The sequence below is a fragment of the Levilactobacillus tongjiangensis genome, from assembly GCF_003946345.1.
Classification (GTDB): Bacteria; Bacillota; Bacilli; order Lactobacillales; family Lactobacillaceae; genus Levilactobacillus; species Levilactobacillus tongjiangensis.
The window spans coordinates 63,192-88,728 of the sequence record NZ_RHNY01000008.1; the positions used below are offsets into that span (position 1 = coordinate 63,192).

The following is a 25,537-nucleotide window of genomic DNA, read 5'->3' on the forward strand; positions in this document are numbered from 1 at the left end:
GTTTGGAGCGTAAAAAAGGCCTGAGTTTTTCTCAGACCTTTTTTATCTATAAATTTATCTTTTGGGCCACTATTTTGACCTCTTTAGTTGGTGTACTTATAAGGTAATTGGTGATGAAAATTTTCAAAACCCGAGAAGATCTCGTCGATCGTGGCGGCATCGATGAAGAGTTGCAGGTTTTCTTGTGGGGCAAAACCTTCGTCGCAACATCTCTGCATCATCGTAACCAGTGGATCGAAGTAGTGGTCAATGTTGAAGAGGGCGATGGGCTTTTGATGAACGTTGATCTGACTCCACGACAGCATGGTCGTGAATTCTTCAAAGGTACCAAAGCCACCAGGTAGCACAATAAATGCATCAGCCTGACGCAACATCTCATCCTTACGTTCGTCCATGGTGGCCGTTTCGATGAAGGTGGTGACGTCTTCCTTGGCTAGGCCCATCTCACGTAGGAAGGTGGGGATGATGCCGATGACCTCACCGCCAGCCTCCATGGTCGAGGTGGCGATAGCCCCCATCAGGCCCTCCTTACCGCCACCATAAACAACAGGGTGTTGGTGCTCAGCTAAGTATTGGCCGAGGTTATTCGTTTCACTTAAGTACTTTGGATCGTAGCCGTGGTTGGATCCGCAGAAGACACAAACATTTTTAATTTTTGGCATGAAGTTGACCCCCAAGTAAACTTATTTTGGCACCATTATAACGCAAACCAGTGTTGGGGGGGAGATAGTTTTTTGTAAGTGCCTTTCAATTTAGTAAGGAGTTAGCATCAAGCCGGATGCTTTGATTGACCTTTAGCGGGGACCCTTCTAAGCTGGTCACATAAAAGGTTCACTAACGGGAAGGATGAAGGGTCATGGCTATTGAAAGGGTCGTTGTAGCGGGCGGCGGCACGTTGGGAAGTCAGATTGCCTACCAGGCCGCCTATAGTGGGTTTCGGCTCACAATTTGTGAGGTCAACGCAGCTAAGGTAGCCGCTAGCAAGCGGCGCGTGGCCACCTGGGATACCATTTATGCCCGGGAATTGGCCGCCACACCCGCCATGTTACACGATACCAATGAGCGCATTCGGTATGCCACGGACTTGGAGACGGCGGTCGAGGACGCCGATTTGGTAATTGAAGCGATCCCCGAGGCGGCCGGCGTGAAGCGGGAGTTCTACGCCACCTTGGCGAAAGTAGCCCCCGCCCGGACGATTTTCACGACAAACTCAGCGACATTTATCCCCAGTCAATTTGCGGTGATGACGGGCCGCCCTGACCGTTTTCTGGCCTTGCACTTCACCAGTCCAGTTTGGACCGACCACGCGGCTGAAATCATGGGACAACCCGAAACGGATCCGGCCGTGTATCAGGAGGTTGTCCAGTTTGCCAAGGATATTGGCATGGCACCGATTTTATTGCGGCGTGAACAACCAGGGTATGTGATTAACACGTTAACGACACCGTTCTTGGAGGCCGCACTGACACTGTGGGCCAACGGTATCGCGGAGCCGGCTACTATCGACCGAGCTTGGATGATTGCCACCAGCGCACCGAAGGGACCGTTTGCGATTCTCGACCAGATTGGGTTGAAACGCGTTTACAACGGTCTGTTAGCGGCTAGCGCTCAGCCAGGGAAGGGCGGCTTGGTTGAAGTGGCCCATAAATTAAAAATGGCGTTGTTAGATCAGCATCGACTAGGCTTGGAAAGTAACCACGGCTTTTACCAGTATCCGCATCCGGCGTATGAGCGGGCTGATTTTTTAATATAAATTAACGCGTAGTGCTAGTCATGTAATATTTACTGGATAGAATTCTGAATCAAATCAAATAGTCTGCAAAAGGCCCGCAATTTGCGGTAGCTTCTAAAGACCCTAATGGTAGTGATGTTTATACCAAGGCTTATGACGATGAGGCGACGAAAAACGCTAATGATTATAAGGCCGGCCAAACCGATGGAAATGCTGATGGCGAAGGCGGTAAAGGGTCAAATCCTAAAGCTAATCAGTCCGAGGCTTATAATCAAGGTTATGATTCTGGGTATGCGACTGGAAAAGCAGACTATGATAAGAACAATAGTGGGAAAACAGATTCCGATGATTCTGGAAATTCTGGTTCTGGAACTAACATTGGATCCAGTACGGGTACCGTCTTGTTGGAATGGCGGAATTGAAACGAAAGAAAGTAGCTTAGTACAACTGTCATCTCAAGAGACGTTCACCAATTCAGGTGAGCGCCTTTTTAATTTTTTTGAGTTAGTGAAGAGGTGTAGGCCTTATTTATAGGTTAACTGAGTTTAAACGGATTTGAACTATGATTGGTTGCATCATTAAGCGAGCAAACTAGCGTTTTGGATTAAGGTTCACCTAAATTACTATTGACTAAAGAAAACATTAAGAATAAATTATAAAAGGAAGCACCACACATTGCCTCGAGTGGATAGTATATTGTGCTTGAATAGGTGAAAGTGGGAGGAGCGTCGAAATGAATAGACAGTCAAGAAAAGTGACAAGTAAATATGGAAAATTTATAAATAAAAGGAATTATCAGTATTTGGGGTTATTAGGAATTTCGTTGTTTTCTCTTTCATTGAGCCAGTTAAAGCCGGTTGATGCATATGCGGATTCTACAGGTGAACAGAAGGTATCTTCGTTAAAAATAATCAAAATGGAAAATATGTACGAGCTTCTAATGCTCATCAGTATACGATTAAACAGTTATTTAATAGATAGGCGGGCGTGTGAGCATGGATAAACATCGATTATTCAAAAAATTATTGTATCAATTGGGGTAATTTGTCTGTATTTGCTGCCAATCGTAAGTATTTCGGCGAATTCAAATTCTCAAAAATACGGTTATGCTTTTAAAAACTCGAGTCCGGTGAAGTATAGTCGGCACCTATCGACGCCTTTGGTAACTAAGGTGATGGATCCACGTACAAAAAATCTATATTTTAAAAAACGTGAGATGACGCACCATGGTGTTAAGTACATTGGCCTTCAGCGTCAATCGGTTGATTGGGCATTTACGAAAGGGCATGCACGTAGAAAACCGTCCAGAACATTCTATGTTCGTCGGAGTGCTGTAAAAAAGGTCAAGACGGTGTTGGCCCAAACGTCGATTAAAAAAACGCCAGTTAACTTAAAATCCAGTCAGTATAATTTTTGGACGTATCCAAGAGGGACGCGGCAGAGCGTTAAGGAACAGTACCGAGGCAGTACTTATCGTTTTCGTACGCTATATGCGACTGAGAAAATGCATACCCGATTACATGGGACTTTTATAAAAGTACAGACAGCTTCCGGGAAAAAATTGGGTTGGATTTATCAAGGGGCAGTATTAAGTGGCCGGTATTTAGACCCTGTTGCTTACCTAACGCGTAATACACAGCTCACCAAAAGAGTGTGGGTAAACAAAAAGAAGCCACGTATCAAAGTTGCTTCACTAAGTCAGGATAATCAGTTGAAAACTTTGATTGTCCAAGCTGAAGATAATTCAGCAACCGCACGCGAACCGAGGTTAAAAAAACCAGCAATAAGATGTACAATGATACTTTTTATCGTTACGGTTATGACGGCGTCAGAGATAATCGGGTAATCTTCGTAAGATTTTTCCTGGATGATGCTACTCAAGGATCGAGAATTGATGTGAAGATGAACGGGCAACTACATCAAGCATATTAGGATTGATGCGAAAATTCCCCAAAAATAATCATATTAAAAACATGACTCTGGTTGTTTAAGAATCCCTTTTCTAATGACGAATTGTCAAATCAAGTGTAACGATTGCCCGAAGAAAACTTCTGCTGGAGACTTCCAGCCCAGGACCTTGCGTGGTCGATTATTGTACAAATTATGTTTCACAAATTGTGAGACATGGGGGCGCTAAAGTTTATGTTCATAAAGTGCATCATCATAATCGCAGCACTTCTACTAAGCAGTGGTTTCTACACAAAAAAATGGACTTGTTTGGGCAGAATATTCGACTTCCTGGACGTCGGTTGTAGACTTTTATAAACACTGGACGAAATATGGGCATAAACGTCATTATACCCGGATAAGTCGAAAGAAATTCTCTAGAAAACAGAGAGCTACAGTCGTAAGAATGGTTGAAAAAAAAAGCTAAGTTGGGAGACATTATTCAATTTAGAAGGTACAGAAAAGGACATGGGTATGAATGGTTTCATTCGGGATTTGTCGATGGAACATACAAGAAAAAGAAGCATGGTCACTATGTGTATCGGGTTTATTATGCGTCGCACACAGGAAATTATAAGCATAGGAATTTAAATACGGGATTAGCATCGAGTGGTTCAAATGGTGTTCGGCTAATCCATATGAAAATGAGATGATTTCTTGAAAACAAAATATGATCATTTTAAAGAGAAATTAGTTAGTCATTGGAAAAATATTGGAAGAGTGAGGAAAGTTCTTGAGGTTCTGCTTTTTACCGTCCTTGCTTTTCTTACAGTGCCGAGTAATTCTGTAAGATTGGCGATAGCCTTGTCTGGGCATCCGCATATTGCACTCCATACTCAGGTCACTAAAGTAGGCTCTGGTGAAACTCGATATTTGCTTGGTAAGTATCATATTGGTCGAGCTTATGAAATTAATAATTCATATTTAAGCTGGGATGGAAGCTATTATGTTTCTGCATTTCATGTGACTAGAATTATTTTATTTAATGTGGCATATTCAGTACCTGAGCCTGGTTGATAGACACGAAAGTGTTGAGCGGTTTATTAGTACACATGGAAAATATCTATTTAATGTGGGGAATGTTGAAAAAGGCAGCTTTTAATTACGGGGTCTAAAATTCCAAAATCAACCGGTCTGTTTTTTGCTCGCAACTTGAGTGTTTTTCGTCGCTCCGACAATGCAGGATTGAATGAGTTCACTAATTTGTTTTATTCTTCGTTTGTGTGAAGCTTAGGGGAATCCCTTAGTTTCACACAAACGATTTTTTTTAAATTCAGAAAGAAGTGATCTGATATGCGATTCAAGCAATTATCGCGTGAGGGTGATATGAAGCTTCACTATAAGCTTTTTAAGGCAGGCAAACAGTTAGTCAATGCCCCTATCGGAAAGTTAGCACTGACAAACGTCGTTTTATTTACGATAGCGTTAGGCGGGGTCAATGCGTATGCGGATACAGCCGGAAGTATTGATCCGACCACAACATAAACGAGTTCTGCGGCAACTTCAAAAAGTACGTCGGCAAACATTAACCAATCTGACGCTACCATTAACACAAGCAACACGTCACAGGCTGCCAGTTCATCAGCAGAACAAGCAATCTCTGCTGCAGTTTCGAGTTCTCAGAGTCAAGCTGCAAGTTCAATTTCGAGCTCAGCTACTTCTACAACTTCGACTAGTACGACTGAAGCTAAAAGCAGCATTACTCCAGCAAGTTCTTCAGCTCAGGCAGAGGCTTCGACAGCTGTCCAGGTAGCTAGTTCAGCAGCGAGTCAAAGCACATCGCCTACTAGTTCAATTTCTTCTACAGCGGGGGTCGACTAGCACAACCAGTTAAATTAGGCAGAAATCCCTTGCTTTCAAGCAAGGGATGAATGTCACTATACTTTTCGTTGATTAGAAATGTATCTGTCCACGGTCGTCTTGCTCATGTCACCCAGGGTACTCATGAAGTAACTAGGCAACCAAAGATGTCCACCCCAGAATTTTTGAGCCTTTATCTCTGAATGTCGTTCAAAGAATAAGCGAGCCGAACCGCCCTTGAAGGCTTTGATAACATTAGTTTGTGCATACTTGGGCTTAAAGCTTAGCAGTAAGTGGACGTGCCCTAGTTGTGAGACGTTTCATGTGCGTGACCATAATGCAGCTAAAAATATTCTAGCTAAGAGTTTAGCAGCTTGGTAGGAAACGAGTCCGTCTGGCAAGCTGCGGACCTAAAAAGCTTTGGTAATTAGCGGATAAGTCCAATTCGTAGGCTAGCGCTGTATCTAAGTAAATTGTGGTCACCATGCCAAGGGGTGTGGTGACCACAAGCGCCCGTTTTTAAACGGGCGTGGTTGACAGGAATAAGGCGCATTCGACTGGCTATCGGTAAGGCGGAAGGCCACTAAGTTAACGAATCAACATTGAAATACTCTCTGCTCCTGATACAACAAGGATTGGATGTTGGGGGGGCAGACATAGTGGGAAGTCGCTGCCTGACCGTTCGCCGAATTTGGACTGGAACGCGGTGGGAACGACGGGACAAACCCAAGGTCGGTCTTGCCCCTCGATTGAAGCCGCAAAGCACGTCTTCAAGTTGCCATTTTCAAAAAAACCACTTGAAAATCTCACGACTGAGTGAGACGAATTTTAAGTCTATAACGTTTTACTAGTTTTGGTTTAATAATGGTTTTCTAACTTTGGTTAAATGAATAAAAACGCCGCAAATGGTTGGTAATTTTCCAATCGTTTGCGGCATTTTATTTAGCGCTTATTTACTTGGATCTTGCGGATCAGCTGGCTCACCGATATTGTAATCATCGTCATTCATGGCTTCAACGTTACCTAAGAGATAACCGTTCCCAACTTGGGAGAAGAAGTCGTGGTTGGCCGTCGAGGTGGAAATACCGTTCATGACCACGGGGTCGACGTCTTCAGCGGTGTCGGGGAACAAGGGATCTTGGCCCAGGTTCATCAAGGCTTTGTTCGCGTTATAGCGAATGAACGTTAACACCTTTTCTGACCACCCAATTTGGTCGTAGAGGGTGTGGGTGTATTGTTCCTCATTAGCGTAGAGCTTGTAGAGGAAATCGTACATCCAGTCCTTCATCTGTTGTTGTTCGTTGTCCGTCAGTTCCTTCATGCCAAGCTGGAACTTGTAACCAATGTAGGTCCCATGGACGGATTCGTCGCGCAAAATCAATTTAATGATTTCAGCGACATTGTTGAGCTTGTTGTGTCCCAGGTAGTAGAGGGGCGTAAAGAAACCGGAATAGAACAGGAAGGTTTCTAAGAACACACTTGAGATTTTTTTCTTCAACGGATGTTCATCATCGTGATAGAGATCATAGATGCGTTTGGTCTTATTTTGGAGAAATTCTTCAGAATCACTCCATTGGAAGATTTCGTCAATTTCATCCGGCGTGTTCAGCGTGGAAAAAATGGTGGAATAACTCTTAGCGTGAACGGATTCCATGAATTGGATGTTGTTCAGCACGGCTGTTTCGTGTGGCGTCCGGACGTCCCGTCGCAAGGCGGCCATCCCATCTTGAGACTGAAGCGTGTCTAGCAGGGTCAAGCCCCCAAAGACGTGACCTACGACCCACTTATGGTCAGTATCTAGCGTACGCCAGTCATCTAAATCGTTGGAAACGGGAATCCGGGTATCCAGCCAAAATTGTTCCGTGAGTTTTTCCCAGGTGGCTTTGTCGATTTCATCGGAAACTTGGTTCCAGTTGATTGCGTTATAATTTTCAGTTCTTGCCATGATGCCACTCCTTTTTGCGGTCTGTTTTACAGGTAGGGGAAGTTGTTAAATCACACAACTCTCACACTGGTTGGCGCCGACTTCGTTGTTATCATCGGTAAATGTCCGTACGTAGTAGATGGATTTGATACCCTTGCGGTAGGCATAGTTGCGCAAAATGCTGAGATCCCGCGTCGTCATCTTATCAGTGCGGCCATTTTTCCACTCGTACAGGCCGGCTGGAATCGTTGAACGCATGAACAATGTCAGACTCATTCCTTGGTCCACGTGCTTTTGGGCAGCAGCGTAAACGTCGATGACCCGGCGCATGTCGGTGTCGTAAGCAGACTTGTAGTAAGGCATGGTGTCGTTGTCCAGGTAAGGTGCGGGGTAGTAGATCTTACCGATCGTCTTTTCCTGGCGTTCTTCAATCCGGTTGATGATGGGGTGGAGACTGGCAGTAGTATCGTTGATGTAGGAGATGGATCCGTTAGGTGCAACGGCCATCCGATTCTGATGATAGAGACCGTCGCGCATGACGGCAACCTTGAGGTCAGCCCAGTCTTCAGGTGAGGGTAACCAAACGTCAGCGAAGAGGTCTTGGACCTTATCGTTGGTTGGTCGCCAATCTTTTTCCGTGTAACGGTCAAAGTAGGACCCGGAAGCGTAAGCACTCTTGTCAAAGTTGTGGAATGTTTCGTGCTTTTCCTTAGCAATCTGGTTAGAGGCTTTTAACGTCCAGTAGTTTAGGAGCATGAAGTAGGTGCTAGTAAAGGCCACACTATCCTTAGAACCGTACATCATGTGGTTCTTGGCAAAGTAACTATGTAGGCCCATTGCTCCTAGCCCAATCGTGTGGGCGAGGTGGTTACCCTTTTGGATGGATGGCACGACGTCGATATCCGAATGATCCGTCACAAACGTCAGCGCCCGCACCATAGTTTCCACGGAGTGACCGAAATTTGGTGACGTCATCAGGTTGACAATGTTGGTCGATCCCAGGTTGCAAGAAATATCGGTACCGAGCTTGACGTATTCCTGCTGGTTGTTGACGGTGGAAGGTGTTTGGACCTGCATGATTTCAGAACACAGGTTGCTCATGACGATGCGCCCATCAATGGGGTTTTCACGATTAGCCGTGTCAATGTTGACAATGTAAGGGTAACCGGATTCTTGTTGGAGTTTACCAATATCGGTTTCCAAGTCCCGGGCTTTCATCTTTTTCTTGTGAATGTCGGGATTGGCGACCATATTGTCGTACTCAGTTGAGATGTCCACGTAGGAGAAAGGCTTGCCGTAGATCCGTTCTACGTCGTAAGGACTGAAGAGGTACATGTCCGCGTCCTGTTCACAAAGTTCGTAAAATTTATCGGGCACAGTGACGCCCAGTGAGAGTGTTTTGAGCCGAATCTTTTCGTCGGCGTTTTCCTTCTTAGCACTCAAAAAAGCGACGATATCTGGATGGAAGACACTCAGGTAAACAACCCCGGCACCTTGCCGTTGTCCCAATTGATTGGAGTAAGAGAAGCTGTCTTCAAGTAACTTCATGACTGGCACGACCCCGGAGGCAGCCCCCTCAATGTGTTTGATTGGATCACCGGCGCCCCGTAAGTTGGAGAGACTGATGCCGACCCCACCACCGATACGGGAAAGTTGTAGGGCGGAATTGATAGTCCGACCAATGGTATTCATATCGTCAGTCGATTGGATCAAGAAACAAGAGACTAATTCACCTCGGCGGGAACGACCAGCGTTCAAAAAGCTGGGGGTAGCGGGTTGGTACCGCTGATGAATGATTTCGTCGGCCAGGTCATGGGCTAATTGTTCGTTACCATCGGCGAAGTCTAAGGCGTTCATAGCGACCCGGTCAATAAAGTTTTCTAAGTAAAAATCGTTGTCGTCGGTCTTCAGTGCATACTGGGCATAGAACTTGTACGCTGCCATAAAGGATTTAAAGTGAAAATTTTGACTACGCAAAAAGGCGTACAAATCTTCGATAAAGCTGAAGTCATACTGGTCAATGACGTGCTTTTCGATGTAATTATTGTCGACTAAGTAGTCGAAGCGGTCTTTCAGTGACGTGAACTTTTTGGTATTGGGTTCGACGTTTTCTTTGATGAAGGCTTGGAGCGCTTCTTGGTCCTTGTTTAGCGGAATCTGGCCGTTAACGGGGATGTTGATCTCATTGTTTAAGTCGTAATACGTAACGTTCTTTAAGTCCTTTAGGCTCATACTAATCAACTCTTCTTTCTCTCAATAGGTGCGAAAAATCAAACAAAAAAGCGCCACCGTGAACAGACACGACGTCGCCAAGACGGGTTAGTGCCGAACTTAAATTAGCCCGCGATTTGGGTTAATTGATCAGGTCGGAAGCCATAAAAGGCTGGGTGACCGGGTGCTTCAATTACGGGAACCGCCTGGAAACCTTTTTCTTTTAGGTAAGTCACATATTCTGGATTCTGGTTAATATTGCGTTCTTCGAATTCCACGTTGTGTTCGCTGAGAAAACGCTTTGTCATCTTGCACTGCATGCAATTGTTCTTTGAGTAAATCGTTACTTTCATTGTTGCCACATCCTCTAAATTTCATTATCAATGTGTTCAGTGTACACCAGATATGGAAAAATACAATCAAAAAAGACACCATATTTGGTAGTTGGAACATACAATAACTACTAAATGTGGTGTCTGAGCTGTTAAATTTATTTTGCTTGGCCTCGACCCGTTTTCTACGGTAAAATAGGTCTAAAAGGTGGCGGAAATATTGACTAATCATTATTATACACAAAATCCAGACGTTTTACACGAAGAACATCATTGGCCGTTTACCCTCTTAGGCAACGAATTGTTGTTTACCACCGACAACGGTGTCTTCTCGAAAAATCGCGTGGACTACGGCTCACGGGCGTTATTAGCGGCCTTCAATGCCGACCAGACGCCGGCTGGCCCCTGGCTTGACTTGGGGACAGGATACGGTCCTATCGGTCTAGCATTGGCTAAGAAGTGGCCTGAACGACAGGTGACAATGGTCGATGTGAATGAGTTGGCATTAGCACTGGCTCGTCAAAATGCGGTGGCTAACCAAATCGAAAATGTTGAAATCAAGACGTCAGATATCTATGCGGACGTCACGGAGCGTTACGCGGCTATCCTTACTAACCCACCGGTCCGAGCTGGGAAAAAGGTGGTTACAGCGATGCTGACGGGAGCCAAGGAGCACCTGCTGCCAGGGGGGACGTTGACAGTTGTTCTTCAAAAGAAGCAGGGGGCACCATCGGCTGAGAAGGCGATGAAGGAAACGTTTGGTAACTGTGCCATCATCAAAAAAGATAAAGGTTATTACATCTTAGAAAGCACACTGAATTAACTGTCAGCAATGAAAGGAAGCGGTCCGCGTGCGACAAGTCAGTTACGGCCCAATGGAACGACATTACATGGAAGAAGCGCTCTTTGAAGCTGACCAGGCTGGCCTGATTGGTGAGGTGCCTATCGGTGCGGTCATCGTTCACGGTGATCAAATTGTGGGGCGCGGCCATAATCTCAGGGAACACGGGAATGATGCAACCATGCACGCGGAAGTTCGCGCGATTGAGGAGGCTTGTGCCACGTTGCATAGTTGGCGATTAGAAGATTGTCAATTGTACGTGACGATTGAGCCGTGCCTCATGTGTAGTGGGGCCATTATCAATTCACGAATTCCGGTAGTCTACTATGGTGCCAGAGATCCTAAAGCGGGCGCAGTCGATAGCCTTTACGAAACGTTGACGGATAGTCGGTTGAATCACCGAGTGACGGTGTACGAAGGCCTGATGGCTAAGAGTGCTGGCGAACGCATGGTAAGTTTCTTCCAGGCAGCTCGTAAGCGACAAAAGGCGGAAAAAAAGGCTCGGAAGGCGGCTCAGCGGGCCGAACGGGTCGAGAAGTAAGTGGGCGCGGTGGCTGAAACGTGGTCGGTGAGGCAGCTGGTGAGCATTAACCCCGTAAAAATAAGAATCCAAGTCCAGGATTCTCATTTTTACGATGTTAATGCTCACCAGCTAAGCGCCTCACCGACCACTCTTTAATAACATCCTAGACACTCCGCCAAAATCATGCTACACTAGTATTAGCCGTTAAGGCCTTGGAGCAAGGGTGGGCTTACGAATCGTGTCAGGTCCGGAAGGAAGCAGCACTAAGTTCGTTTCGCTTTGTGCTTCAAGTTTATGAGCTAATTCCAACTCCTAGTCCGTGGACTGGGAGTTTTTTTGTACCTAATTTTGGGTACTCAGCTATTTACCAGTGAAACTATCTATATGGAAGAAAAATATTTTATTGTGGTAGCGGATACGGTTTAAGTCCCGACAATGGTTGGCTCGGAGGTAGGGGGAGATTCCCGAAATACTTGCGGCCAATTCGTGGCGGGGACCCACGAAAAAGGCTATAATTGTTATCAGTGAATTTTAAAAATGTGCCTCTTAAATAATTGATTTTAACCTCACGGAAAGGAACGGATTGCATGGCTTATCAAGCACTTTATCGGGTCTGGCGGCCCCAAAGATTTGACGACATGATTGGGCAAGAAGTGATTACCCGAACGCTTAAGAACGCGATTACCACGAATCAGATCAGTCACGCCTATCTCTTTGCCGGTCCTCGTGGGACGGGGAAGACTTCAGCAGCTAAGATTTTTGCCAAAGCCATCAACTGTCACCACCAAACGGATGGTGAACCTTGCAATGAATGTGAGACGTGTCGCGCAATTACCGATGGGACCTTGAACGACGTCATTGAAATTGACGCGGCGTCTAATAATGGCGTCGAAGAAATCCGTGATATTCGGGATAAAGTAAAATATGCGCCAACGGTTGCCGACTACAAGGTCTACATCATTGATGAAGTCCACATGTTGTCGACGGGGGCGTTCAATGCCTTACTGAAGACCTTGGAAGAACCACCGGCTAACGTCATCTTTATTTTGGCGACGACGGAACCTCACAAGATTCCAGCAACAATTATTTCTCGAACACAACGGTTTGATTTTAAGCGGATTGCGGCGAGCGATAGTTATGATCGGATGATCTACATCCTGAAGCAAAAGGATGTAACTTACGATGACCAGGCGGTTAAGGTGATTGCGAAGGCGGCTGAAGGTGGTATGCGGGATGCCTTGAGTATCCTCGATCAAGCGCTGTCCTTTGGCGACAACGAAATCACACTGGATAACGCCCTCTTAGTTACGGGGAGCGTTACCCATGAACTCCTGGCCACCTATGTTCAACAGGTGCTGGCCGGGGACACGAAGGCAGCCTTAGCGACCTTGCAGTCCGTTCTGGAAGCCGGAAAAGATGCTGAGCGCTTTACGGAAGACGTGATTGGCTACGCGCGTGACTTATTACTGTACCAGCAGGCACCACAATTGGTGGAAGAAGCAGAAATGGGCAGTGTCAGTGACGACTTTAAAGCCTTAGCAGAAAAGACGCCGGCCCAGACCATGTACGCCATGATCAATGAGCTGAACGCGATTCAACAGCAGATGCGGTTTACCACCCATCCGGACGTTTATTTAGAAATTCTGACGATCAAGCTGGCTGAAATTGGGCGGCAACCCGGGACACCAGTTGCAACACTAGCAGCGGCGACACCAAACGCGGCCGCTGCTAGCACACCAACGCCCGCAGCTACTGAAGGGCAAGAAACACCGGCCGTGGCCGAGTTGCAACATGAAATCGACCAGTTGCGTTCTGCGGTCAAACACCTCGAACAAGCGCCCGCACCGACTAAGGCAGCCGCACCAGCTAAGCCGCGGGTCAATAAGTCCGCACCAGCTAAGGAAGTCAACTTAGCCAAAATCTATCCCGTTCTGGGGAGTGCTACGCGAGAAAAGCTGAACCAATTACAGGAAGCTTGGCCAGACTTGTTGAACAGTTTGTCAGTTACCCAACGGGCAGTAATGAAGGTTTCTCAACCCGTAGCGGCAGCAGATTCGGGGGTCATTGTCGCCTTTGACTACTCGTTCTTGTATCAACGGGCAACAACCGACAACGAACTGACGGATGCCTTAGAAAACGGATTGGACCGCATGATTGGTGCCGCTCTGCCGGTGGTCTTCGTACCGAAGGATGAGTGGCCAGTGATTCGAAAGAATTACTTGACGGCGCATAAGGCTGAGTTGCAAAATAACGCAGAGGGTGAACCGGAAGAACCAGCGACGCCCGCAGCCAATCCAGTTGTGACCAAGGCGGAAGAATTATTTGGTAAAGAAATTGTTGATGTGAAAAAAGATTAAATTTTGGAAGGATGATTAAAGTGCGGAACATGGGAAATATGGGTAGCATGATGAAACAAATGCGTCAAATGCAAAAGAAAATGGAACAGGATCAAGCCAATTTGAACGCCCAATGCTTTACCGGGACGTCTCCTGATGACTTAGTGCAGGCAACCTTTACTGGTGAACGGAAGATGACGGATCTGACGATCAAGCCGGAAGCCATCGATCCGGATGACCCTGATATGCTGGCTGACTTAGTGTTAGCAGCTGTTAACGATGCTTTGGGCAAGGTTGATGACACGACGAAACAGACCATGGGAAAGTACACGCAAGGTATGAATATCCCTGGTATGTAATTAAGAAAGGACGTTGTGAGGCATGCAGTACCCAGAACCAATTGCACAACTGATCGACAGTTACATGAAGTTGCCGGGAATTGGCCAAAAGTCCGCCACACGACTAGCCTTTTTCACGATTGATATGCAGGAAGACGACGTGACGGCCTTTTCAAAGGCGCTGGTTGCGGCCAAAAAGGATCTTCATTTTTGTTCAATCTGTGGCAACATTACTGAGACTGATCCGTGTGTGATCTGTGCTGACAAGACGCGGGATCAATCCCACGTGTTGGTGGTTGAACAGGCCAAAGACATCATGGTCATGGAAAAAATGAAAGAATATCATGGTCTGTATCACGTCCTCCACGGTGTTATGTCGCCAATCGAGGGTAAGGGACCTGAAGACCTAAACATTTCTAGTCTGATCAACCGGTTACAACAGAATCCCACGATTAAAGAAGTGATCATTGCCACTAACGCAACCCCTGAAGGTGAAGCGACGGCGATGTATCTGTCACGTTTGATTAAACCAGCCGGTATTAAAGTTACTCGGTTAGCTCACGGATTATCTGTGGGGAGTGACATTGAATACGCTGATGAAATGACATTGTTCAAGGCCGTAGAAGGCCGAACGGAAATGTAGGAGGTCTCCCGATGTTCGGAAGAAAGAAGCGCCAACTTCCTCGGCTCAAGGCGGCTTACGATGATCAACTTTTAGCAACCATCGATGCTGCGAAGGACCGTTGGGACCATGCGAAGCAAACGGAGGAAGCTATCGCCGATGCGGACAACCAAATGACCGCGAATACGGCATTAGCTCGGCAGACGTACTTGTTTTTATACCGGGAAGCCCGTCGGCGCAAAGTCCGGGGTAAGCACATTTCAGCCGCTATTTTCCGCGACTAATGGGGTAAATAGTTGAAGAGCAACCAAGTGGAGGTCGAGACCAGGTGTCTCGGCCTCTTGACATCTAGAGGCAATGTTAAGCAAAACTTATTGTGAGTGGTATCGTGGGTAGTTCTTTGAAGTCGTTCTTAGAGTGATAACACAGCTATTTAAATGAAGTTTTATTAATTTGATGCCGAAAATACAAAGTTCACCCAAATTAGCTAGTATGGGACGTATAATCTAGTCGTTGCTGAATGCCAGCTAATAACTAAACCTATGATAAGCAATGGATGCAAATAGACATCAATTCTGAATTCAAGTACAATATAACTATCAATCAAAAATGGGGTCGAGTATCTTGTCAGGAACGTTTATTAGCTTTGAAGGACCAGATGGTGCGGGGAAAACGAGTGCACTGAAGGCAATAACGGCGCAGATTACACCGCTATTGGGCGACCGGTTGACGATTACCCGGGAACCAGGAGGCAATCCCATTTCCGAGAGCATTCGCGCGGTGATTTTGGATCGAAAAAATACGGCCATGGACTATCGGACCGAAGCTCTGCTCTATGCAGCGGCACGGCGACAACATTTAGCTGAAACGATTCTACCAGCTTTGGCGGCCGATCAACTGGTGCTTTGCGACCGGTACGTTGATAGTTCCGTTGCCTATCAAGGCGCGGGCCGGCAAATTGGTGAGCAAGCAGTCGAAGAGATGAACAGATTCGCGACCGATGGCTTACTGCCGGAATTAACGATTTATTTTGATGTTCCTGCCGAGGTGGGGTTGCAGCGTATTCAGGCGCACCGCCAACCTGACAAGGTTGATCGACTCGACGTTGAACAAACGGCCTTTCATGACCGGGTGCGGGCGGCCTACCTGCGTTTGCAGGCAGCCCATCCAGACCGAATCAAACTGATCGATGCGACGCAATCTCCGGACCAAGTGGTTCAGGAATCGTTAGCATTGATCAAGCAAACAGCCCGCAGGTACTTTTAACCGGCATTGAGGGAGGAAATTCACAATGAAATTACTAATCGCTATCGTCCAAGATAAAGATGCTAATCGGCTAAGCAATGAGTTTATTGATCATGACATTCGGGCAACCCGGTTGTCCACTACTGGTGGTTTCTTAAAGTCTGGCAACACGACCTTTATGATTGGGTTGGAAGATGAACGAGTAGATGAAGTTCTGGACATGATCAAGGCAGCCAGTCACACGCGGCAGCAATTTATGACCCCACCGGTTAATTTGGATGCGCAATTGGACAGTACGTCGGCGTACCCGGTTGAAGTTCAGGTCGGTGGTGCGACGGTGTTTGTCATGCCAGTTGACCAATTTCATCGCTTTTAGGGGGCCGAGATGACTGAAGAATCCGTAGTGGCTACGGCCCAACGGCTTCAACCGCAACTGGTAAGCCACTTTATGCATCTGATACAGCAACAGCATTTGTCCCACGCTTACCTCTTCAACGGGGCCGATGGGACTGGTCGGCAGGTGGTGGCCCGAACGATTGCCATGCGCTTGTTTTGTCAAAATATCACGGCTGAGGGCTTGCCTTGTGGGCAGTGTTCCGAGTGTCGGCGGATTTTAGCAGGCGACCACCCCGACGTGGTCACGGTGATTCCAGACGGGCAACGAATCAAGGTGGACCAAGTTCGGTACCTCAAGGCCGAGTTCACTAAGAGTGCGGTTGAGGGGAACCAGAAGATCTTTATTGTGGATCAGGTCGACCGGATGACCACGAGTGCCGCCAATAGTTTACTGAAATTTATTGAGGAACCCGTGGGCAAAACAGTGGCCTTATTATTGACGGCCAATAAAAATTTGATTTTGCCCACGATTCTATCGCGAACGCAGGTGGTTGATTTCTTGCGGGTGGCACCACAGGCGTTGGCCAGTGCCTTAGCTGATGCTGGGATTGCGCCTAGCCAGCGCTACTTACTCGCCACGTTGACGGAAAGTGTGCAGGCGGCGCAGGAGCTGACGACCGATGACTGGTTGAAGGACGCCCAAGCTAAAGTTGGACAGTGGTTTACGGCTTGCTGTCAGGGTGACGAGCGGGCGTTTGTCCGCGTGCAATCCGAGTTGTTACCTTTGGCGTTAAATCGTGATCGACAAGGGGTTATCCTGGACATGCTGGTGCAGGTTTGGCACGATGCTTTACGGCAACAGGCTGGTGAAGTGGGCGACCAATTAGCATTTCCTCAGGTGGCGCAGGCCAGTCAACAGGTAGCACGGCAGTTGACCATTGACCAGTTAGTTACAATTATGACGTTGACATTAGCAACCCGCAGTCAATTGGCGGGGAACATGAATTTTCAAACAATTTTAGAAGCCTTAACTTTACAAATCTTAGCGCAGGTAACGCGTTAAAATCAGGTTAGCACTGGAGGGTGGCAGTTTGGATAAACAGGAAGTATACGATCAATTTAAGAGTCTTGAAGCGCAGTTGGACCAAATGTCGGCCCAGTTCTCTGACTTACAGGCGGAGATGACCAAGGTCTTTGAGCAGAACGCGGAATTGGAAATTGAAAATCAACATCTGCGGGATCTGGTCAGAGAACTCCAGCGCACCTTGCCGGAAGACCCAGAGACCCCCCAGGGACTATCGAAGTCTCGGCAGATTCTGGAAAAGCTGTACGAGGAAGGGTTTCACGTGTGTCGGGAATTTTACGGGACACGGCGTAAGCAAGACGAGGAATGTGCCTTTTGCTTAGAAGTTATTTATCGTGATCAGTAGGAGGCAATAATGGAACGACGAAGAAGTTTTCAGCGTGACGAGGAAGGGCATTTATACCTGGTTCCCACGCCAATCGGTAACTTGGATGACATGACGTTTCGGGCGGTTAAGACGCTGCAGAATGCGGATTTAATTGCAGCAGAAGACACACGGAATACGCAAAAGCTTCTCAATCATTTTGAAATTGAGACGAAGCAAATCAGTTTTCATGAACACAACACACAGGAACGTATTCCCCAACTGATTGCGAAACTACAAACGGGGATGGATATTGCCCAGGTCAGTGATGCGGGGATGCCTTCCATCTCTGATCCCGGCCATGAACTGGTGAATGCCTGTATTGAAGCACACATTCCGGTAGTACCCTTACCCGGTGCCAATGCTGGTTTAACGGCCCTCATTGCCTCAGGTTTAGCCCCACAACCATTTTACTTCTACGGTTTTTTGGATCGGAAGCCCAAGGATCAACGGGCTGAAATTGATAGCTTAGCTCAGCGGCCAGAAACGTTGATCTTCTACGAGGCACCACACCGGTTAAAGAAAACGTTGCAAAATTTAGCAGAAGGTTTTGGTGATGATCGACCTGCCGTTTTGTGTCGGGAGTTAACCAAACGCTACGAAGAATTCTTGCGCGGTTCCTTAGCAGAGTTGGCCGATTGGGCCGCTAACGATACGGTGCGGGGGGAATTTGTTGTTCTGGTTGGCGGGAATCCCGCGCCCACCACAACTGCCACCACGGCGGTTGACCTCAGTGAACCCGTTGAAGTGCAAGTTGACCGGTTGATTGCGGCCGGCGACAAGCCTAATGCTGCCATTAAAGAAGTGGCAAACCTCCGAGGGGTTAAGAAGCAAGAAATTTATCGTCAATATCACCATTTAGACAAGGAGTGACCCAGGTGGCCGCAAATGAGTTTTCCGAAACACACCGTGTCGTTTATTACGAAGTAGACGACACGGCCCACTTGACCCTCGCCATGTTGATCAATTTATTTGTATTGGTCTCCGAGGATCAGAACACTGCACTGAACCTAACCACCGACTTCATTAAGAGTCAGGGTGTGGGCTGGGTCGTTACCCAGTACCATATTCAAATCGAGCGGCTTCCACGGACGGGGGATGTGGTGACGGTTAAGACCCGCGCCACCTCATACAACCGTTATTTTGCTTATCGAGAGTACTGGCTATTCGATGCCGCTGGTCATCAATTGGCCTATGGTGAGGGTATCTGGGTAACGATGAGTTATGAGACCCGGAAGATTGCAACGATTCCTGACGCCATCATGGCACCATACGCCAGTGAACAACAGACCCGCTTGCCACGGTTACCACGACCGGACCGGGCTGATGCAGCGTTGACGGGAGTATTTAAACCTTATACGGTGCGGTATTTTGATATCGATAACAACGGTCACGTGAACAATGCCCACTATTTTGAGTGGATGCTGGATGCGTTGCCAGCTGATTTTCTTCGGCAACAACAACCAACGGACGTCAAAATTCGGTTTGAAAATGAGGTTCAGTATGGCCATCAAGTAATCAGTGAAGTTCGCCGTTCGACAGCGACGACTACACAACACACCGTTAAGCTGGGAACGACCACGGCGGTGGAAGCAACGGTTACCTGGGAAAAAGCCTAAACCTGAAAAATCAGGCAGGTAAGGTGTAGCCACGGCGGCTTTGTGGTAGTATAGTAAACTGATAAAGACAGTCAACGGAAAATACATCCGGGCGTTGAGCGGTGACGCCGTTTTTAGCGTTTCCGGAGTTTTAAAAGTTATGGCGAAACACAGTGAAGGGGAACGTAAGCAATTATGAAGATTTTAGCAATTGATACATCAAATCGACCACTGAGTGTTGCCGTCTTAGATGACAGCACGGTGTTAGCTGCCATTACGGTAACCGTTCACCAAAAGCATGCAGAGTACTTGTTACCTGAAATTGAACGTTTGATGGGGATGGCAGGGTTAAAGCCAGCCGATTTAGACCGCATCGTCGTGGCAGCTGGGCCGGGGTCCTATACCGGAATCCGGATTGCCGTGACAACGGCCAAGACACTGGCCACGACGTTAAATATCGACCTGGTAGCCGTATCGAGCCTGGCTACACTGGCTGCTAATGTGCCAGTTGAAGGGGCCTTGGTGGCACCGCTGTTTGATGCCCGTAATCAGAACGTATTCGCCGGTTTATACCGGATCAAAGACGGGCAGCCAACGGTGGTCATTGCAGACGCTCATACGAATATTGCAGCCTTTTTGGAAGCCGTTAAGGAGTATGCAGAGCCCGTCTGGTTCTTGGGGGATGCTGACCACTTCACGGAACTGATTAACACGACTGTGTCAGCCGCCACACCACGAATCAGTCCTTGGCTGAATTTGCCACAAGTGGCGACGATTGGTTTACTGGGCCAGCAAATGACTCCCGTGAAGGATGTTGACCGCTTTGTGCCCAACTATCTTCGTTTGACGCAGGCTGAAGCTGAATGGCGCGCTAAGAACCCGAAAGAGGACGTCGAATCATATGTTGAAAAAATTTAAAGTCTGGTATAAAAATGTATTTGGGAGTCGGAATGAGCTCGCTCGTGAAGAGGCCATGGATGTGAAAAATCACCGGGTTGAGATTCGAGACGTCACTTATTTTGTGGCGAAAGCGTTGTTCACCGACATTCCGGAAATGATCGAGATTGAAAAGGCGGTTTATGCCGGTAAGGCACCGTGGGATTCGACGGCGTTTGCCAACGAATTACGGCGTGAAAAGGACCGGCTGTATTTGGTTGTGCGGAAGAATGATCGGCTGTTAGCCTTCATCGGTAGCACGTTTGATGACCGGACGCGTGACGCCCACATTACCAACATCGCCGTCTTACCAGAGTTTCAAAGTCGGGGCTTAGGTCGCTTCCTGTTAGGTGTCATGATCAAGAAGGCGCGTCAGATGGGCTACAAGTCCGTGAGTTTAGAGGTTCGAGTTTCAAATCAAAATGCTCAAAAGCTGTACCGTGAGTTAAACTTTGAACAATCTGGCATTAAGCGGGGGTATTACTTCGGTGATCACGAAGACGCTGCTGATATGACGCTGTATTTAAATGATGAATCTGATTCAGACTAAGGCGAGTTGGCGCTTGGCCGCTCGTTTTTTTTGTGAGAGCATTTGGGAGTTTGAAAGAGGGAGTGAGTCCAACGGATAAGCGAAATTTAATTTTAGCATTTGAGTCGAGTTGTGACGAAACGAGTGTAGCGGTGATTGAAGACGGGCACAAAATTTTGTCCAACATTGTGGCGACGCAAATCAAGAGTCACCAACGGTTTGGCGGTGTCGTGCCAGAAGTTGCCAGTCGGCATCATATTGAAGAAGTAACGTTATGTATCGCTGATGCTTTGAGCGAAGCCCAGGTGGGCTATGATGATTTAGACGCCGTGGCTGTAACGTATGGTCCTGGGTTGGTTGGGGCCTTGCTGATTGGTGTGACGGCGGCTAAGACGGTGGCCTTTGCTCACAACTTACCTTTGATTCCGGTTAATCATATGGCAGGCCACATCTATGCGGCTCGTTACGTGGAACCAATTGAATTTCCAGCCATGGCGCTGTTGGTTTCAGGGGGCCATACCGAGTTGGTTTATATGCCAGCTGAAAATGAATTTGAAATCATCGGTGAAACACGAGATGACGCTGCCGGTGAAGCCTACGATAAAGTTGGCCGGGTCATGGGGGTGAACTACCCAGCCGGTAAGACGGTTGATGAATGGGCCCATCAAGGTCACGATACGTTTAAGTTCCCCCGGGCAATGGAGAAGGACGCCAACTTCGACTTTAGTTTTAGTGGGTTGAAGAGTGCTTTCATCAATACCACGCACCATGCTGATCAGATTGGCGAGGAGCTGAGCAAGCAGGATCTGTCCGCTAGTTTCCAACAGGCGGTTGTTGACGTCTTAGCTGAGAAGACCCAGCGGGCATTGGCCGATTATCCCGTTAAGCAGTTGATTTTAGCCGGCGGTGTGGCTGCCAATCAGGGGCTACGTGAACGTTTGGAACGCGACTTGTCCAGCAATCCCACGACTCACCTGGTTAAAGCACCCCTGAAGTTGTGTGGCGATAACGCTGCCATGATTGGGGCATTTGCCTACGTGGCATTTAAGCACGGCGTCTTTGCTGACGCAACGTTGAATGCTGATCCTAGTTTGGAATTTGACTGGGTGGCTGATCCCGTTAAATAAGGATTGGGTATTGGTATTTAGTCATGTAAGCTGGCTTAGTTTTAGTTTCCAAGAACCCGTTTAACCAGAGGTGATCAGAGGTAGAGCCAGCTGTGTCGACGGTGATAGCTAATTTTCGGCTTACAGCGTGGGATGTGTTTGGAGACTGGTGTTTTTCCAGGCTTCAAACCGAGCCGAAGGACTGCTTTTTAGGCCGGAGGCGTTCCCCCACAGCAGGCGGAATCTCTGACAGCCGCAGGTGGCTGGGAGAGACTAATTTTAAGCCTGTAACGCCTGACTGTTATTGGTTTGATAATAGTTTTCAGATTTTCAATCTTTAGTTAAAAAATACAATGGTATCAGAAAAGGACGGTCGCATTAAATGTGACCGTCCTTTTTGCTGTGCGTCATTGTTAGGATTAGTTGTGTTTACCGATAATGAAGGCATACCCATTATCCATATTTGAGCCACTATAGGTAGTCCGGTACGTACTATCAACGATGTTAAGGCCAATTTGGTAGTTTTTAGAGAGGTGGTTTAACTTGTTGGTTGTGTATCCGTAGGAAGCTAGAATCGCCTTTACTTTCTGGACGCGGGTCTTCACGGGTGTATTTTTACTGGTATTCAGGTAAGTGATTACTTTTGGAAATTTGACGATGGTATACTTGGTCAAATCAGGTTTGACGGAATATGGTGACGGGGCAATGTCGGGGAAGTAGCTCGCATTAGTGATTGCAGCAATATTTGTCATGTTAAGTGTTACTTTGTTATTCGGAAACAGCTTGACGATTTCGCGAGTTATTTTTTGTGAGGGCGATTTTTTGAGATAACTAAGGTAGTCACCATTATTTACAAAGAAGTCTAAGAGTAAATAATTTGATCTAAGCTCTTCCTTGCCAAATCCCAATTCTAAGTTACCATGCCAGACGTATCCCGAGACTAAGTCAGTATGTTTCTTATTGTGTCCAGTGATGTAAGTATATTTTGCGGTGGTCTTCCCATGTTTCAGTATTTCGCTACCGCGTCCGTACCAAGAATTGTTGGGGTAATCTTTCAGGTGAAACTTAACCTTGGTGTGTTTGGCGTTCCAGACCGCAATCGATTTTTTGGGAAATTTAGCACGATTAATAGTGGCTTTTTGCCAAAATGATTGTTTTTAAATCGAATATTTAGTGTTAGCCGATCCAGATTGTGATAGACCAAATATTGCGATAATGGCAATGAGTCCAGCAACTAGCAGCTTTTTCATGGTAGTGTTCCCCTAATTTTTAGTTCCCAGGAATCGATGTTCAATGAATTATATTATGTTTAAGAAGGCGGTTTCTAAAATTGTCAGCTATTGTTAGATAAAAAATGGGGAGGAAACGAGAGAGGGTTAACCCCCGGTAGAATTGGGGACTAAAAAAGGGCCTGAGATGTTTGTCTCAGGCCCCAATGCTATCTGGTTTAAACTAAAGCGCATTAATCCTCAAATTCCTCTAACGCCAGGCTTTTTTCAGTCCAATCAGTTTCGGTACTGTCGAGTTCCGTTGTGATCCGGTTCAGGTCAGCCTGAAGATCACCAAGCTTGCCAGCATCGTTAAAGTTTTCTGGTGCGCTCATTTCTGTTTCAACTGCGGCCTTTTGTTTTTCCAACTCGCCGAGTTTTTCTTCGAGAGCATCTACCTGCCGGCTTAGTTTCCGTTTGGCTTTCTGCTGTTCCTTCTGTTGTTGATAGTCGACCTGAGTCTGCTTGGGGGCCGTGACTGTTGGATGAGCGGCTTCTGCTTCAGCTGCTTCTTTGGCAGCGTAAGCGTCCTGCTCAGCCTTCTTGGAGACATAGTAGTCGTAGTCACCCAGGTAACGAGTTGTGCCGGCTGGGGCCAGCTCAACGACCTGTGTGGCTACTTGGTTAATGAAGTACCGGTCATGGGAAACGAAGAGAATGGTGCCATCGAACTCGTTCAGGGCGTTTTCCAATACTTCACGACTGTCGATGTCCAAATGGTTTGTCGGTTCGTCCAACATTAAAAAGTTGTCGTGGCGCAGGGCTAGCTTGGTTAGCAGAAGTCGCGCCCGTTCCCCACCACTGAGGCTGTGGACGGATTTGTCGACGTCACTCCCGGTAAACAGAAAACTGCCCAAGATTGAACGAATATCGCCCTCTGGTGTAGTGGGGTGATCATCCCACAGCTCATGTAACACGGTTTTCTTATCGTGGAGAGTTGCTTGATCTTGATCGTAGTAGCCAGTGTCCACACCAGTACCAAAGATGATCTGGCCCTGAATGGCCGGAATCCGACCGAGAATCGTTTTCAGAAGAGTCGATTTTCCAATGCCGTTGGGGCCAACAATGGCGACAACCTGATGTTTCTTAATATCCAGGTTGACTGGCTGACAAAGAATCTGATCATCGTAGCCAACTGCGCCGTTAACGACGTCCAGGACGACGTTACCGCTCTGACGATTGGGTTTAAAGGTAAAACGGGCAACCTTTTCTTCACCCTCAGGTTTGTCCATCTTGTCCATTTTCTCTAACTGTTTCCGACGGGCCTGGGCTCGCTTGGTTGTGGAAGCCCGAACAATGTTTTTGTTCACAAAATCCTCAAGTTTACCAATTTCGGCTTGCTGCTTGTCATATTCCTTCCATTCCTGACGGAGCCGTTCGGCCTTGGATGAAATGTAATGGGAGTAGTTGCCAGGGTAGTGAACCAGACCGCCGTGCGCCATGTCATAGACGTCGTTGACCACGTGATCCAGGAAGTACCGGTCATGGGAAACGACCAGGATAGCGCCCGGATAACCCTGCAAGTAACTTTCCAACCAGGTTAAAGTTTCGACGTCCAAGTGGTTGGTGGGTTCGTCGAGGATTAGGAGATCGGGACGTTCTAGCAAGAGTTTAGCCAGAGCAAGCTGGGTCCGTTGGCCACCGGACAATTCATTAATAGGCTTATCGTAGTATTCCTCACCAAATTCAAAACCGTGCAGCACGCCGCGAATTTCGGCCTGATAGCCGTACCCATTTTGGTCGCTAAAGTCTTGTTGCAATTGGTCGTAAGTGGCGCTGATCTGTTGAAAACGTTCCTCATCGGCAATGACGTCAGGGTTACTCATTTCGGTTTCCAGTTCATGAATCCGGTTCTCCATGGCACGGACTTTTGCGAAGACACTCAGCATCTCGTTCCAAACGGTTTTAGTGGAGGCCAAGCCAGCATTTTGGGCTTGGTAGCCCATGGTCAAGCCACGCTTGGTAGTAATCTGGCCAACGTCTGGCCGAGTTTCGCCGGCAATCATTTTAAGTAGGGTCGATTTACCTGCACCGTTGCGGCCCACTAGGGCGACCCGACCGTGTTCGGGAACGTCCATACTGACATTCTCAAATAAAACGGTGGCACCAAACCGACGTGTCACTTGTTGCACTTGTAATAGAATCACGTTGAACCAACCTCCTTATGTTCTAAAATTCAATTTTAATTTTTTTGAGGGGACGCCAGCAGGTCATTATCACTGCTGGTAAATTTAATGGTGACTGAAGACTTGAGTCCCTTAATTAGTTATGGCAATTTTATTAAAGTTAGTGAAGAATTTAAATGTGACAAGTTGAGACTTGATCAAGCGCTTTTCGGCGATTAATTCCGGGTTGCAATCAGCGAGTAAACCGCGGCGGGACGCTACCAGCCATGGGGGCTAATCACAATGGTCACCGATACAATCTATTCTATCATATTCTGACTCTAGACCGAAATTTGTAAA

Annotated in this window: 26 protein-coding genes, 1 other RNA gene and 1 pseudogene; 21 read left to right on the forward strand and 7 right to left on the reverse strand. The window is 47.2% G+C overall.

The window, feature by feature from the left end:
* Positions 1–83 precede the first annotated feature (83 nt).
* Positions 84–662: an LOG family protein gene (locus EKM75_RS06360; RefSeq protein WP_125693043.1), complete on the reverse strand. Its 579-nt coding sequence runs from the start codon at positions 660–662 to the stop codon at positions 84–86.
* Between the two features lie 194 nt (positions 663–856).
* Between EKM75_RS06360 and EKM75_RS06365 the strand changes: the two genes are divergently transcribed.
* The 4 genes from EKM75_RS06365 to EKM75_RS06380 all read left to right on the forward strand — a co-directional run bounded on the left by EKM75_RS06365 (position 857) and on the right by EKM75_RS06380 (position 5,164).
* Positions 857–1,753, forward strand: a complete 897-nt coding sequence (locus tag EKM75_RS06365) for a 3-hydroxyacyl-CoA dehydrogenase (RefSeq protein WP_125693045.1) — start codon at positions 857–859, stop codon at positions 1,751–1,753.
* 1,153 nt (positions 1,754–2,906) lie between these two features.
* Positions 2,907–3,578 carry a GW dipeptide domain-containing protein gene (locus EKM75_RS06370; RefSeq protein ID WP_125693047.1) on the forward strand — a complete coding sequence of 224 codons (672 nt, stop codon included), beginning with the start codon at positions 2,907–2,909 and terminating at the stop codon, positions 3,576–3,578.
* Positions 3,579–4,336: 758 nt separating this feature from the next.
* Positions 4,337–4,696, forward strand: coding sequence for a hypothetical protein (locus EKM75_RS06375; RefSeq protein ID WP_125693049.1), 360 nt, complete (start codon positions 4,337–4,339; stop codon positions 4,694–4,696).
* A gap of 276 nt (positions 4,697–4,972) precedes the next feature.
* A complete protein-coding gene (locus EKM75_RS06380) occupies positions 4,973–5,164 on the forward strand; it encodes a KxYKxGKxW signal peptide domain-containing protein (RefSeq protein ID WP_125693051.1) in 192 nt (63 codons plus the stop codon).
* A 392-nt stretch (positions 5,165–5,556) separates the two neighbouring features.
* Here EKM75_RS06380 and tnpA read toward each other — a convergent pair.
* Positions 5,557–5,781, reverse strand: a pseudogene (gene tnpA / locus EKM75_RS06385) (IS200/IS605 family transposase); the annotation flags it as partial.
* Here tnpA and EKM75_RS13125 point away from each other — a divergent pair.
* Complete coding sequence (locus EKM75_RS13125) at positions 5,750–5,860, forward strand: zinc ribbon domain-containing protein (protein ID WP_449818786.1); 111 nt, start codon at positions 5,750–5,752, stop codon at positions 5,858–5,860. The pseudogene tnpA and the gene EKM75_RS13125 overlap by 32 nt on opposite strands.
* 568 nt (positions 5,861–6,428) lie before the next feature.
* Here EKM75_RS13125 and nrdF read toward each other — a convergent pair.
* The 3 genes from nrdF to nrdH all read right to left on the reverse strand — a co-directional run bounded on the left by nrdF (position 6,429) and on the right by nrdH (position 9,967).
* Entirely contained in the window at positions 6,429–7,424 is a 996-nt protein-coding gene (gene nrdF / locus EKM75_RS06395) for a class 1b ribonucleoside-diphosphate reductase subunit beta (RefSeq protein WP_125693053.1), read from the reverse strand.
* 45 nt (positions 7,425–7,469) lie between these two features.
* A complete protein-coding gene (gene nrdE / locus EKM75_RS06400; protein WP_125693055.1) occupies positions 7,470–9,635 on the reverse strand; it encodes a class 1b ribonucleoside-diphosphate reductase subunit alpha in 2,166 nt (721 codons plus the stop codon).
* Between the two features lie 104 nt (positions 9,636–9,739).
* Complete coding sequence (nrdH, locus tag EKM75_RS06405; RefSeq protein ID WP_125583309.1) at positions 9,740–9,967, reverse strand: glutaredoxin-like protein NrdH; 228 nt, start codon at positions 9,965–9,967, stop codon at positions 9,740–9,742.
* 199 nt (positions 9,968–10,166) lie between these two features.
* On the opposite strand from nrdH, the gene EKM75_RS06410 reads away from it, so the two are divergent.
* From EKM75_RS06410 to tsaD, 16 genes are all read left to right on the forward strand, one after another.
* Positions 10,167–10,769 carry a class I SAM-dependent methyltransferase gene (locus tag EKM75_RS06410; protein WP_125693057.1) on the forward strand — a complete coding sequence of 201 codons (603 nt, stop codon included), beginning with the start codon at positions 10,167–10,169 and terminating at the stop codon, positions 10,767–10,769.
* A 52-nt stretch (positions 10,770–10,821) separates the two neighbouring features.
* Positions 10,822–11,328 (forward strand): nucleoside deaminase, encoded by a 507-nt coding sequence (locus EKM75_RS06415; protein ID WP_191988802.1) that lies wholly within the window; start codon positions 10,822–10,824, stop codon positions 11,326–11,328.
* Between the two features lie 191 nt (positions 11,329–11,519).
* Positions 11,520–11,606, forward strand: an RNA gene (ffs, locus tag EKM75_RS06420) — signal recognition particle sRNA small type.
* Positions 11,607–11,897: 291 nt separating this feature from the next.
* Positions 11,898–13,667, forward strand: coding sequence for a DNA polymerase III subunit gamma/tau (gene dnaX, locus EKM75_RS06425; RefSeq protein WP_125693061.1), 1,770 nt, complete (start codon positions 11,898–11,900; stop codon positions 13,665–13,667).
* A gap of 11 nt (positions 13,668–13,678) precedes the next feature.
* Positions 13,679–14,005, forward strand: a complete 327-nt coding sequence (locus EKM75_RS06430; protein ID WP_191988799.1) for a YbaB/EbfC family nucleoid-associated protein — start codon at positions 13,679–13,681, stop codon at positions 14,003–14,005.
* 22 nt (positions 14,006–14,027) lie between these two features.
* A complete protein-coding gene (gene recR, locus EKM75_RS06435; RefSeq protein ID WP_125683412.1) occupies positions 14,028–14,627 on the forward strand; it encodes a recombination mediator RecR in 600 nt (199 codons plus the stop codon).
* Between the two features lie 11 nt (positions 14,628–14,638).
* A complete protein-coding gene (locus tag EKM75_RS06440) occupies positions 14,639–14,890 on the forward strand; it encodes a YaaL family protein (RefSeq protein WP_125683414.1) in 252 nt (83 codons plus the stop codon).
* A 340-nt stretch (positions 14,891–15,230) separates the two neighbouring features.
* The gene (gene tmk / locus EKM75_RS06445) at positions 15,231–15,872 is read left to right on the forward strand and encodes a dTMP kinase (protein ID WP_164508745.1); all 642 of its coding nucleotides are present in this window, start codon (positions 15,231–15,233) and stop codon (positions 15,870–15,872) included.
* A gap of 25 nt (positions 15,873–15,897) precedes the next feature.
* Positions 15,898–16,227: a cyclic-di-AMP receptor gene (locus EKM75_RS06450; RefSeq protein WP_125683418.1), complete on the forward strand. Its 330-nt coding sequence runs from the start codon at positions 15,898–15,900 to the stop codon at positions 16,225–16,227.
* Between the two features lie 9 nt (positions 16,228–16,236).
* Positions 16,237–17,250 carry a DNA polymerase III subunit delta' gene (gene holB / locus EKM75_RS06455; protein ID WP_125693067.1) on the forward strand — a complete coding sequence of 338 codons (1,014 nt, stop codon included), beginning with the start codon at positions 16,237–16,239 and terminating at the stop codon, positions 17,248–17,250.
* Positions 17,251–17,278: 28 nt separating this feature from the next.
* Positions 17,279–17,617: a DNA replication initiation control protein YabA gene (locus tag EKM75_RS06460; RefSeq protein WP_125683422.1), complete on the forward strand. Its 339-nt coding sequence runs from the start codon at positions 17,279–17,281 to the stop codon at positions 17,615–17,617.
* 9 nt (positions 17,618–17,626) lie between these two features.
* Complete coding sequence (gene rsmI / locus EKM75_RS06465) at positions 17,627–18,508, forward strand: 16S rRNA (cytidine(1402)-2'-O)-methyltransferase (protein ID WP_125693069.1); 882 nt, start codon at positions 17,627–17,629, stop codon at positions 18,506–18,508.
* A gap of 5 nt (positions 18,509–18,513) precedes the next feature.
* Entirely contained in the window at positions 18,514–19,254 is a 741-nt protein-coding gene (locus EKM75_RS06470) for an acyl-[acyl-carrier-protein] thioesterase (RefSeq protein WP_125693071.1), read from the forward strand.
* A gap of 174 nt (positions 19,255–19,428) precedes the next feature.
* On the forward strand, positions 19,429–20,151 hold the full coding sequence (gene tsaB / locus EKM75_RS06475) for a tRNA (adenosine(37)-N6)-threonylcarbamoyltransferase complex dimerization subunit type 1 TsaB (RefSeq protein ID WP_125693074.1): 723 nt from the start codon (positions 19,429–19,431) through the stop codon (positions 20,149–20,151).
* A complete protein-coding gene (gene rimI, locus EKM75_RS06480; protein WP_125693076.1) occupies positions 20,135–20,719 on the forward strand; it encodes a ribosomal protein S18-alanine N-acetyltransferase in 585 nt (194 codons plus the stop codon). Before tsaB ends, rimI begins: the two co-directional genes overlap by 17 nt.
* 62 nt (positions 20,720–20,781) lie before the next feature.
* The gene (gene tsaD, locus EKM75_RS06485) at positions 20,782–21,825 is read left to right on the forward strand and encodes a tRNA (adenosine(37)-N6)-threonylcarbamoyltransferase complex transferase subunit TsaD (RefSeq protein ID WP_125693078.1); all 1,044 of its coding nucleotides are present in this window, start codon (positions 20,782–20,784) and stop codon (positions 21,823–21,825) included.
* A 398-nt stretch (positions 21,826–22,223) separates the two neighbouring features.
* Here the strand turns inward: tsaD and EKM75_RS06490 are convergent, their stop codons facing one another.
* Both EKM75_RS06490 and EKM75_RS06495 read right to left on the reverse strand, forming a co-directional pair.
* Positions 22,224–22,556: a hypothetical protein gene (locus EKM75_RS06490; protein WP_125693080.1), complete on the reverse strand. Its 333-nt coding sequence runs from the start codon at positions 22,554–22,556 to the stop codon at positions 22,224–22,226.
* Positions 22,557–23,266: 710 nt separating this feature from the next.
* The gene (locus tag EKM75_RS06495) at positions 23,267–25,219 is read right to left on the reverse strand and encodes an ABC-F family ATP-binding cassette domain-containing protein (protein WP_125693082.1); all 1,953 of its coding nucleotides are present in this window, start codon (positions 25,217–25,219) and stop codon (positions 23,267–23,269) included.
* Positions 25,220–25,537 lie beyond the last annotated feature (318 nt).

Excerpts from the sequence above, each read along its gene's own strand:
- EKM75_RS06430 (WP_191988799.1), top strand. The coding sequence starts at position 13,679 with ATGATTAAAGTGCGGAACATGGGAAATATGGGTAGCATGATGAAACAA.
- recR (WP_125683412.1), top strand. The coding sequence starts at position 14,028 with ATGCAGTACCCAGAACCAATTGCACAACTGATCGACAGTTACATGAAG.
- tsaB (WP_125693074.1), top strand. The coding sequence starts at position 19,429 with ATGAAGATTTTAGCAATTGATACATCAAATCGACCACTGAGTGTTGCC.
- holB (WP_125693067.1), top strand. The coding sequence starts at position 16,237 with ATGACTGAAGAATCCGTAGTGGCTACGGCCCAACGGCTTCAACCGCAA.
- rsmI (WP_125693069.1), top strand. The coding sequence starts at position 17,627 with ATGGAACGACGAAGAAGTTTTCAGCGTGACGAGGAAGGGCATTTATAC.
- EKM75_RS06415 (WP_191988802.1), top strand. The coding sequence starts at position 10,822 with ATGGAACGACATTACATGGAAGAAGCGCTCTTTGAAGCTGACCAGGCT.
- EKM75_RS06370 (WP_125693047.1), top strand. The coding sequence starts at position 2,907 with ATGGATCCACGTACAAAAAATCTATATTTTAAAAAACGTGAGATGACG.
- EKM75_RS06440 (WP_125683414.1), top strand. The coding sequence starts at position 14,639 with ATGTTCGGAAGAAAGAAGCGCCAACTTCCTCGGCTCAAGGCGGCTTAC.
- nrdH (WP_125583309.1), bottom strand. The coding sequence starts at position 9,967 with ATGAAAGTAACGATTTACTCAAAGAACAATTGCATGCAGTGCAAGATG.
- rimI (WP_125693076.1), top strand. The coding sequence starts at position 20,135 with ATGTTGAAAAAATTTAAAGTCTGGTATAAAAATGTATTTGGGAGTCGG.
- EKM75_RS06490 (WP_125693080.1), bottom strand. The coding sequence starts at position 22,556 with ATGACAAATATTGCTGCAATCACTAATGCGAGCTACTTCCCCGACATT.
- nrdE (WP_125693055.1), bottom strand. The coding sequence starts at position 9,635 with ATGAGCCTAAAGGACTTAAAGAACGTTACGTATTACGACTTAAACAAT.
- EKM75_RS06380 (WP_125693051.1), top strand. The coding sequence starts at position 4,973 with ATGCGATTCAAGCAATTATCGCGTGAGGGTGATATGAAGCTTCACTAT.
- EKM75_RS06365 (WP_125693045.1), top strand. The coding sequence starts at position 857 with ATGGCTATTGAAAGGGTCGTTGTAGCGGGCGGCGGCACGTTGGGAAGT.
- EKM75_RS06450 (WP_125683418.1), top strand. The coding sequence starts at position 15,898 with ATGAAATTACTAATCGCTATCGTCCAAGATAAAGATGCTAATCGGCTA.
- EKM75_RS06360 (WP_125693043.1), bottom strand. The coding sequence starts at position 662 with ATGCCAAAAATTAAAAATGTTTGTGTCTTCTGCGGATCCAACCACGGC.
- dnaX (WP_125693061.1), top strand. The coding sequence starts at position 11,898 with ATGGCTTATCAAGCACTTTATCGGGTCTGGCGGCCCCAAAGATTTGAC.
- nrdF (WP_125693053.1), bottom strand. The coding sequence starts at position 7,424 with ATGGCAAGAACTGAAAATTATAACGCAATCAACTGGAACCAAGTTTCC.